This window comes from Mesorhizobium sp. M7A.F.Ca.CA.002.05.1.1, assembly GCF_003998335.1.
Classification (GTDB): Bacteria; Pseudomonadota; Alphaproteobacteria; order Rhizobiales; family Rhizobiaceae; genus Mesorhizobium.
Map to the genome: position 1 here is coordinate 1 of NZ_RZQI01000214.1, position 7,699 is coordinate 7,699.

Consider the following 7,699-nt stretch of genomic DNA (forward strand, 5'->3'; position numbering starts at 1 on the left):
GCTATCGCGGCCACAACGCACCCCAGAGCCACAAGCTCAGGGTCTTCACCGCGGGCCAGAAACGCCGCGTCACCCCAGCCATCAAGCGCCAGATGCGACGGCGGTCGGCGGTCGAGCCCGTCATCGGGGCCACATCAAGAACGAACACCGCATGGGCCGCAACTACCTCGCCGGCCAGCAGGGCGACGCCCTCAACGCCATCCTGGCCGCCGCCGGATATAACTTCTCTCTCCTGCTCAGGTGGCTGAAGGGATTTTTGTGGCTTCTCATCGCAGCCTTACAAAGTCAGCCGAAGAGCTCGAAGCCTGATCCCTCTCATTGTTCACGGCCGACGGGACAACCCAACCTCAAGCGAGAACATTTCAGGGGGGCACATCGGGTGCAAGTAATCGAAGCGCATCACTGATGACCAATGCCGCCTGCTTCTTTCGGCAACGCGCAGCGATGCGCTTCTGCTGAGCGCGATGTTTCTAAGCAGCGTCCCCGAATTGGATCGCAACCCAGCCCTGCAGTTGGCGCCAGTTGGGTTCGAGCCTGGCGAAACGCTTCAAGCTAAACGATGAAATGTCTGCGAAGCTGCAGACGCCGTCGACAACTACGTCGCGGATTGCTCGCCCGCTTGACGGCGACAAGCCGAAGCCGACGCTGGACATCGTGGCAACAACCACGTTGGAGAATGTCGAGAGCCGGTCGATCACGGGGCGCCCGTCGGGGGTGTTCTCGATCACACCGGCCCAAGAACGAATAATGCGGGCATGCGCGGCCTTCGGCATCATTTCAACCAAGCGGCGGCCTATATGACCCATCAGGGGGGTTGAGGGGTTGGATATTACGCCTCCCTCGGCTAGTTCCAGCCATTCGTGTGGACCGCCTCCAAAGGCCAGATTACCGCGCAGCGTCTGCCTGCCGTGGAGATCGTTACCATCAACGCCACCATAAGCCATCAGGGGAAGCGGCTCGGTAACGATCATCTCGGCACGCGCGCTTGCCAAAGGAACCTCCTGCCCCAGCATCGCCGAGAAGCGCCCGGTGTATGGCCCGGCTGCAATGACCAGTTGATCGCAGCCAAATAGGCCGCGCTCCGTGTCTACGCCTACCACCCGCTCGCCTTCGGTGCGGAACCCGGTGACCCCGCAGTGCTGCACGAGCTGGCCGCCGTGGTCCTGCATGGCCCACGCGTAGCCTTGGACTGTGCGGTGTGGGTTGGCGTGCCCCCCGAAGTGATAGAAATGAGCACCGGCAACGTTGTCGCCGACGAGTGGAACGAGTTCTCGGAGCCGCGTCCGGTCGAGCAATTCGCACCGGTGTCCATGGCGCTCCATCGCAGCGGCGCTGCGAGTTGCGGCCGCCAATTGCTCCTCGGTCACGGCGACGTGGATGCGGTTTGCAGAGAACTCCGTAGGATAACCGAGCAGTTCATCCATGATTGGCCACAGCCGCAGCATCTCCGGGTAAAGAGGCGAAAAAACGTGTCCGCAGCCCCCTCCGTTACGGCCGGAAGCCTCCCAGCCAACGATGCCCTTTTCTATAACCAGAACATCGACGCCGGTTTGTGCTAGCCACCAGCCAGCACTCAGCCCTGTGACGCCGCCGCCAATGATCACAACGGATGCACCCATGTTCTCAGTCATGGCCGCCTCGCTCATCAAGCGCAGCCGCGGTGGTAACATGATCGGTGGCAACTGTATAAAACTCGGGAACCTCCCATTGGGCTTTCCATTGCGATGGTATTCCAAACCAGAGTGCCCAATGACGGGCCTGATCTGGCGATTCCGGGATTTGGCTGGCAATTTCTAGCGGCAGCGGTCGTACTGGCGCGCGGTAGCCCGCAAGGGGAATTGCCGCTAGCGACGCGCCGGACTGCATGGCCAGCAAAGCAGCTATCTGCTCGCGGCAGCGCCGACCTTGGCACGGTCCCATGCCTGCGCGAGTGAGCCGCTTGACCTGGTCCGGGTTTGGGGGCGCGTCGCCAAGGAGGGTTGAGAGTGAGCGATCGTTGCGGCGCTCGGTTTGCCAGCCAAGATAACGCGGGGGGCGTAGCTCGAGGATCTCGCGGGCGGTAATCTCCTCGCATTGACAGACGTGGAATTCGTCACGCGCAGCGATGACGCTGGCATGTACCCAGGCCAGACGGTAGGCTGCCAGATCGTAGGCCGGCCGGTCGGGTCGCGGCGCTCCATCGTGCGCATGGTCTCCGGCAAGGCCCAGATCATCAAGGATGGTGGCGACTGCCAGTAAGGCTTCGCGTTCCGCGATGCTGGGATCGCACGATTTTGTAGGCCAGATGCCGGCGCTGTCGCCGATCACGAAAATATTGCGCACACTGGTACGCTGACCTGCATCCACCGCCGGCGCATAGCCGCCCCGCTCTGGCTGAAAGGCGACCCTGCACCCGAGCGCTGCGAGAAGATCAATAACCGGCGTGGCTCCGACCGCCAGCACAACGCCGTCGCAAGCGATTCGGCGTTCTTTGCCAACAGCCCGACCGGCTTCATCCAAGGCGGAAATGAGCACTTCTTCAACTGAGTCCCGCCCCAGTACCTCACGCACAACATGACGGGTCAGGAATTCGCAGCCGCCAGCGCGTAATTCGTCTACCATGTGTACGGGACCGACAGCCTCGGCCGCCTGTTCCACGATCCCCGCTATTTCCACGCCGGCCTTCTCGAGTGCTGCGGCAGCCGCCAGCGCCTCAGCCGACGTGCCGAGGATCAACACTCTCCGAGGGTTTAGGGCCCTGAACCGCGTTGCCAGCGAAACCGCCGCCGTGGCACCCATTACGCCCGGCTTCTCCCACCCAGGGAAGCCGAGCCCGATATCGCGTCGGCCGGCTGCGACAATTACGTATTCTGCGCCTATCAGCCAGCCACGTGTCTCGTCGGCCAGACCGGCGATCGTGCCGGGGAGCCAGTGGACACCGGGACCGTTCGCATAAAGACCCCAACAGGCGGTGCCGAGCCGGACGTCAACCCCAGCTTCGAACGCTGTCTGGATAAGTGGCTCGGAAGCGACGAAGCTCTCAAGCATAGCATTGCGGTTGCGCGCTACAGGAGACATGCCCTGTCCGTAGTGAAGCGGCACCTCGTTGCCCATGGTTATGAAGGGAACCGGGTTTTCGTCAATGAGCACGACCGAGAGTCCTCGGCGAGCCGCGTCGATAGCGGCTGCGAGACCAGCAGGACCCGCGCCAACTACCAAGAGCTGGGTCTGTTCCTCGACGATCAGCTCTTTGCCGGCAACAGATTTTTCGTCAATCTTCATGGTTCAAGCCATTCTGGTAACTGTTGCCTTCGTCCGAGGTTCTCCACCCGTTCGGAATGGCGTTAAAGCCGAACGAGCCTCTGGCCGGATTTTCAGGCGCCCAGACACTCTCATCGATTCATCGCTTCAAGGGGCTCCATGTCAAATTCAGTTTGTGAATTGAGCTAATCTGATTTCGAGATGAGCGTGGGCGCGCATGGTTGAGCCTTGTCCCCCGTGAACACTCGACCGGAGGCGAGCAGAAGCTCTGTGGCATCACCAAGCGCGGGAACCGCTACGTCCGCAAGGTCCTCGCTCATGGCGCGCGCTCCTGCTTTCGACCTGGATCGAGCCCGGGATCGCCTTGGACGCTGGCTCGACGGCTTGCAGAGCCAGATGCACCCGAACAAGGCCGTTGTCGCACCCGCCGCCAAGATGGCGCGCGCATTGTATGGGTTGTCCTGACCAAGCCGAGAGCGCTCTACGAACGCAGGCACTTTCATCCACCATCTCGGCGCTAGATGGCCACGATACACAAACTGAATTTGACGACAAGCCCTCCACGATAAAGAATAATCGAAACCATGGCGGTTTAACGGCCAGGAAATACTAAGGGAACTAAGTGGTGTCTGAGCTATGAAGCACTCAGCGGCCCGTAGCATGATGTTGCCCAAACCATCGCCATCCCATCTGAGTCGGCTATCAACTACCGGCTGCACAACGCCACGAGGTTTGATGATCAGATTTGGCTTAGTTTGGTCAGCAATCGCGTTGAACAGGGAGATCGCTGTACACCCGCAGTGGTTCATAGCAAGGAGAGCCAGATAATGGCTCATGGATTACGAATGGCGGATCTCTCCAGATCGACCTGCTCAGATGGCGAGTCTGCTAATCAATGTATAAGTTGAAAATCACGAAGTCGCCGCAAGTCGCTCCATAGTAACTTAACCATTAGGCGTGCCTTGAGCCGCCGTTAAGAAAAAGGGGAACTAGAATATGACAATCTCTCGACGCGACCTCATGAAGCTAAGTATGGCGGCTGGAACGGCTTTGTCATTCCCCTCGATCTTGCGTGGGCAAACATTGCCAACGGACGCTCGGACGGTTCGGATGGTAATGGTTGAGCTCCAAATCTTTGATCCGGTGTTCACGACAACCGACCCCACCGTTTTCCACAGCTTGGGCGTTTATGATACGCTATTCGCCCCCGACAGCAAGCTTATGCCACAACCGCAAATGGTCGGGAAGTGGGGCGTTTCCGACGATAAGAAGACTTATAGTTTCGAACTCCGGGATGGTTTGAGTTGGCACGATGGCACTGCGGTCACCGCAGCCGATTGTGTGGCCTCGATCCGCCGCTGGGCCCAAGTGGCTCCGGGCGGACAGTTGATCATGTCTCGTGCCAAGGATATCTCGAAAAAGGACGACAAAACTTTTGTAATTACGCTCACCGAACCTCTAGGGGTACTGATCGATCTGCTGGCTACGCTGTCAGCGCCGGTCCTGTTTATTATGCGCGAAAAGGATGCAGAGCGACCTGCGACCGAGCAGGTGACCGCGAACATCGGATCGGGTCCATTCAAGTTTAACCATGCTCTTGCCAGGCCGGGTGCGAATTTCACCTATGATCGCAATGAGAAATACGTGCCGCGCAGCGAGGCTTCTGACGGGTTTGCAGGCGGTAAAGTCGTTAAGGTCGATCGTGTCATTTGGGAAAACGGCGGCGATGCGCAGACTAATCTGGCTGCTTTGCAAGCAGGGGAGCTTGATTTCCTTCGCGATGCACCTGCGGATTTCTATGCTGCGATCGAAAACGACCCCAATCTTGAACTTCAGGTCCTGAATAAAACTGGCAACGACATGTGCGTGCGCATGAATCACCTTCAGAAGCCATTCGATAACGTGAAAGCGCGTCAGGCAATACTTCACTTGGTTGATCAGGAGGCGTTTCTGCGCGTTACTGCCCCTGATCCAAAGTATAGTCGACCCGTCACTTCGATATTCGGAAACAGTACACCTTATTCCAATGACGAGAACACAGGATGGTTCAAGAAGGGCGGCGACCCGAAAAGGGCCAAGCAGCTCTTCCAGGAGGCGGGATATGCTGGTGAGAAGGTTGTTATTCTCGACCCCACGTCTTGGGCCGCTGCCAGCAATGCCTCACAGCTTCTCGCAGCCGAACTACGCAAGATTGGTGTCAACGCTGAGCTTGCGCCAAGTGACTGGGGTGGGATTGTGGCGCGCCGGGGCAACAAGGGTCCTGTTGAGAGCGGTGGCTGGAGCATTTTTATCACCGATGATTTCGATTACGCCCAAGGCGATCCAATGACCGCGGTCTTCCTTGGCGCGAGCGGGGAAAAGGCCGCCTGGTTCGGCTGGCCTAAGAACGACGAATTTGAGGCGCTTCGGCTCAAGTGGCCGGATGTCGAAACTCTTGAAGAGCGACAGGCATTGGCTCGCAAAATGCAACGAATTTGGTGGGAATTTGTCGGTGACGTCAGATTAGGTCAAATTGTATCCCCGAGTGCTCACCGCAAATCGCTTACCGGACTCGTGGAGATGCCATACGTTGCCTGGTGGAATATGCAGAAAGCCTCAGGCTGATGGCGACGTATATGTTGCGCAGGATAGTTTCGGCCATGGCCGTCATGGTGATGGTCGGAATTTTCATCTTCCTGCTTCTCAGGCTGGCGCCGGGTGACCCAGCGGACATGATTGCCGGCAAGTCGGCCACGGCGGAGATGATCGCCGGCATCCGGGAAAAGTTGGGGTTGAATGACCCAATGCCGGTCCAGTTCATACGATGGGCGCGGGATATGCTTGACGGCGATTTCGGCACCTCGATTTTTGCCGGACGCCCTGTTCTTGAGCTCATTTCGCAGCGGCTTGAGCCGACTTTTTCCCTGTCGCTCCTGACGATGATGTTTTCGGTGACGGTCGGGGTTTCTTTCGGCATCCTTGCCGCTTGGCGAACTGGCGGTTTCATCGATCGCGCCCTCACCGCCTTTTCGGCACTTGGCTATTCCGTCCCGGTCTTTGTCATCGGCTATTTCCTCATATACTTCTTCGCTATCAGGGCACACTGGCTGCCGGTCCAGGGATATGCGCCGATCGATGGTGGCCTTGGACCTTGGTTCGCGCACCTGGTCCTTCCCACCGTGGCCCTTAGTCTTGGCTACATTGCATTCATCGCCCGGGTTACGCGGGCGAGCATGCTCGAGGTCCTCTCGGAGGACTATATGCGAACCGCCGCTGCCAAGGGCGCTTCGTCCTATGCCATGCTTTTCCACCATGCCTTGAAGAATGCCGGCGTCCCGATCTTGACCGTCATCGGCATAAGCTTTGCCTATCTGATCGGCGGAGTGGTCCTTACCGAAACGGTGTTCAACATACCCGGTATCGGCCGCCTGGTGGTGGATGCGATCAACAACCGCGACTATCCCATCATCCAGAGCGTGCTCATCCTGACGTCAGGTCTCTACGTCCTTATTAATCTCGCAGTCGATCTGGCCTACACGCTGATCGATCCCCGGATCCGGTACTGATATGACACTGCTCTCCCCGCCAGTTGAATACATTCCTACCGGCCGCTTTCGAGTATCTGACCTGCCTCGCATAGCAAGGCGTCATCCGCCGGTGATGATAGGCGGCGGACTATTGGCGTTGTTGATCCTCCTAGCACTCGCTGCCCCGCTGTACGGCGGCGATCCGATGAACATGGATCCATTCAATCGCCTTCAGCCACCTTCCGCGAAGATGTGGTTCGGAAGTGATCATCTGGGCCGGGACGTGTTCGCACGCACCGTATTCGGTGCCCGAGTTTCTCTACTGGTGGGATTGATGTCGGCGGCAGCCGCAGCTGTGGGCGGGCTTATTATCGGTATTATCGCCGGTTACAGTCGCGGTTTCGACAATGTCGTCATGCGGGTCATGGATGGCCTAATGTCGATCCCGACTATGCTGCTGGCCATTGCCCTTATCTCTCTGACGGGTCCCGGCATCGGCATTCTCATCGTCGCGATCACGATTCCACAGATGCCAAGCGTCACCCGGCTCGTTCGTTCGGTGGTTCTGAGTGTTCGCGATCGCCCTTACGTTGAGGCCGCCGTCTGTGGAGGCGCACGCCTGCCAAAGGTGCTGTGGAGGCATATCGTGCCGAGTACCATTCCGCCGCTTATGGTCCAGAGCGCCATAGTCTGCGCAGATGCGATTCTGACAGAGGCCGGACTGAGCTTTCTCGGCGTCGGCGTGCCGCCCGAGATCGCTAGTTGGGGCAACATGATCTCGAATTCTCGCCTGTTTCTTGCCATCGCTCCTATGACAATCTTCGCCCCCGGTATCTGCCTCGCCGTCACGGTCCTTGCGGTCAACCTTTTGGGGGATGGCCTGCGCGACATGTTCGATCCCCGCGCCAAGCGGAGGCGCTGACATGCAGATGCATCAAGCCGCAGGGAATGAC

5 protein-coding genes and 2 pseudogenes are annotated in these 7,699 nt (G+C 58.7%); 5 read left to right on the forward strand and 2 right to left on the reverse strand.

Translation table 11 applies throughout. The features are described from left to right. A pseudogene (locus EN939_RS13375) lies at positions 1 to 274 on the forward strand (transposase); the annotation flags it as partial. Positions 275 to 470: 196 nt separating this feature from the next. Here the strand turns inward: EN939_RS13375 and EN939_RS13380 are convergent. Both EN939_RS13380 and EN939_RS13385 read right to left on the reverse strand, forming a co-directional pair. Further along, positions 471 to 1,631 carry an NAD(P)/FAD-dependent oxidoreductase gene (locus EN939_RS13380; RefSeq protein WP_206520392.1) on the reverse strand — a complete coding sequence of 387 codons (1,161 nt, stop codon included), beginning with the start codon at positions 1,629 to 1,631 and terminating at the stop codon, positions 471 to 473. Next, positions 1,624 to 3,261 carry an NAD(P)/FAD-dependent oxidoreductase gene (locus EN939_RS13385; RefSeq protein WP_127268396.1) on the reverse strand — a complete coding sequence of 546 codons (1,638 nt, stop codon included), beginning with the start codon at positions 3,259 to 3,261 and terminating at the stop codon, positions 1,624 to 1,626. The genes EN939_RS13380 and EN939_RS13385 overlap by 8 nt, the downstream gene beginning before the upstream one ends. 194 nt (positions 3,262 to 3,455) lie before the next feature. Between EN939_RS13385 and EN939_RS40040 the strand changes: the two are divergent. The 4 genes and pseudogenes from EN939_RS40040 to EN939_RS13405 form a co-directional block, all read left to right on the forward strand. Then, positions 3,456 to 3,761: pseudogene (locus EN939_RS40040) on the forward strand (transposase); the annotation flags it as partial. 475 nt (positions 3,762 to 4,236) lie between these two features. After that, complete coding sequence (locus tag EN939_RS13395) at positions 4,237 to 5,844, forward strand: ABC transporter substrate-binding protein (protein ID WP_127268397.1); 1,608 nt, start codon at positions 4,237 to 4,239, stop codon at positions 5,842 to 5,844. Then, the gene (locus EN939_RS13400) at positions 5,844 to 6,785 is read left to right on the forward strand and encodes an ABC transporter permease (protein WP_127268398.1); all 942 of its coding nucleotides are present in this window, start codon (positions 5,844 to 5,846) and stop codon (positions 6,783 to 6,785) included. The genes EN939_RS13395 and EN939_RS13400 overlap by 1 nt, the downstream gene beginning before the upstream one ends. Position 6,786: 1 nt before the next feature. Further along, complete coding sequence (locus EN939_RS13405; RefSeq protein WP_127268399.1) at positions 6,787 to 7,668, forward strand: ABC transporter permease; 882 nt, start codon at positions 6,787 to 6,789, stop codon at positions 7,666 to 7,668. Positions 7,669 to 7,699 lie beyond the last annotated feature (31 nt).

Excerpts from the sequence above, each read along its gene's own strand:
- EN939_RS13380 (WP_206520392.1), bottom strand. The coding sequence starts at position 1,631 with ATGACTGAGAACATGGGTGCATCCGTTGTGATCATTGGCGGCGGCGTC.
- EN939_RS13385 (WP_127268396.1), bottom strand. The coding sequence starts at position 3,261 with ATGAAGATTGACGAAAAATCTGTTGCCGGCAAAGAGCTGATCGTCGAG.
- EN939_RS13395 (WP_127268397.1), top strand. The coding sequence starts at position 4,237 with ATGACAATCTCTCGACGCGACCTCATGAAGCTAAGTATGGCGGCTGGA.
- EN939_RS13400 (WP_127268398.1), top strand. The coding sequence starts at position 5,844 with ATGGCGACGTATATGTTGCGCAGGATAGTTTCGGCCATGGCCGTCATG.
- EN939_RS13405 (WP_127268399.1), top strand. The coding sequence starts at position 6,787 with ATGACACTGCTCTCCCCGCCAGTTGAATACATTCCTACCGGCCGCTTT.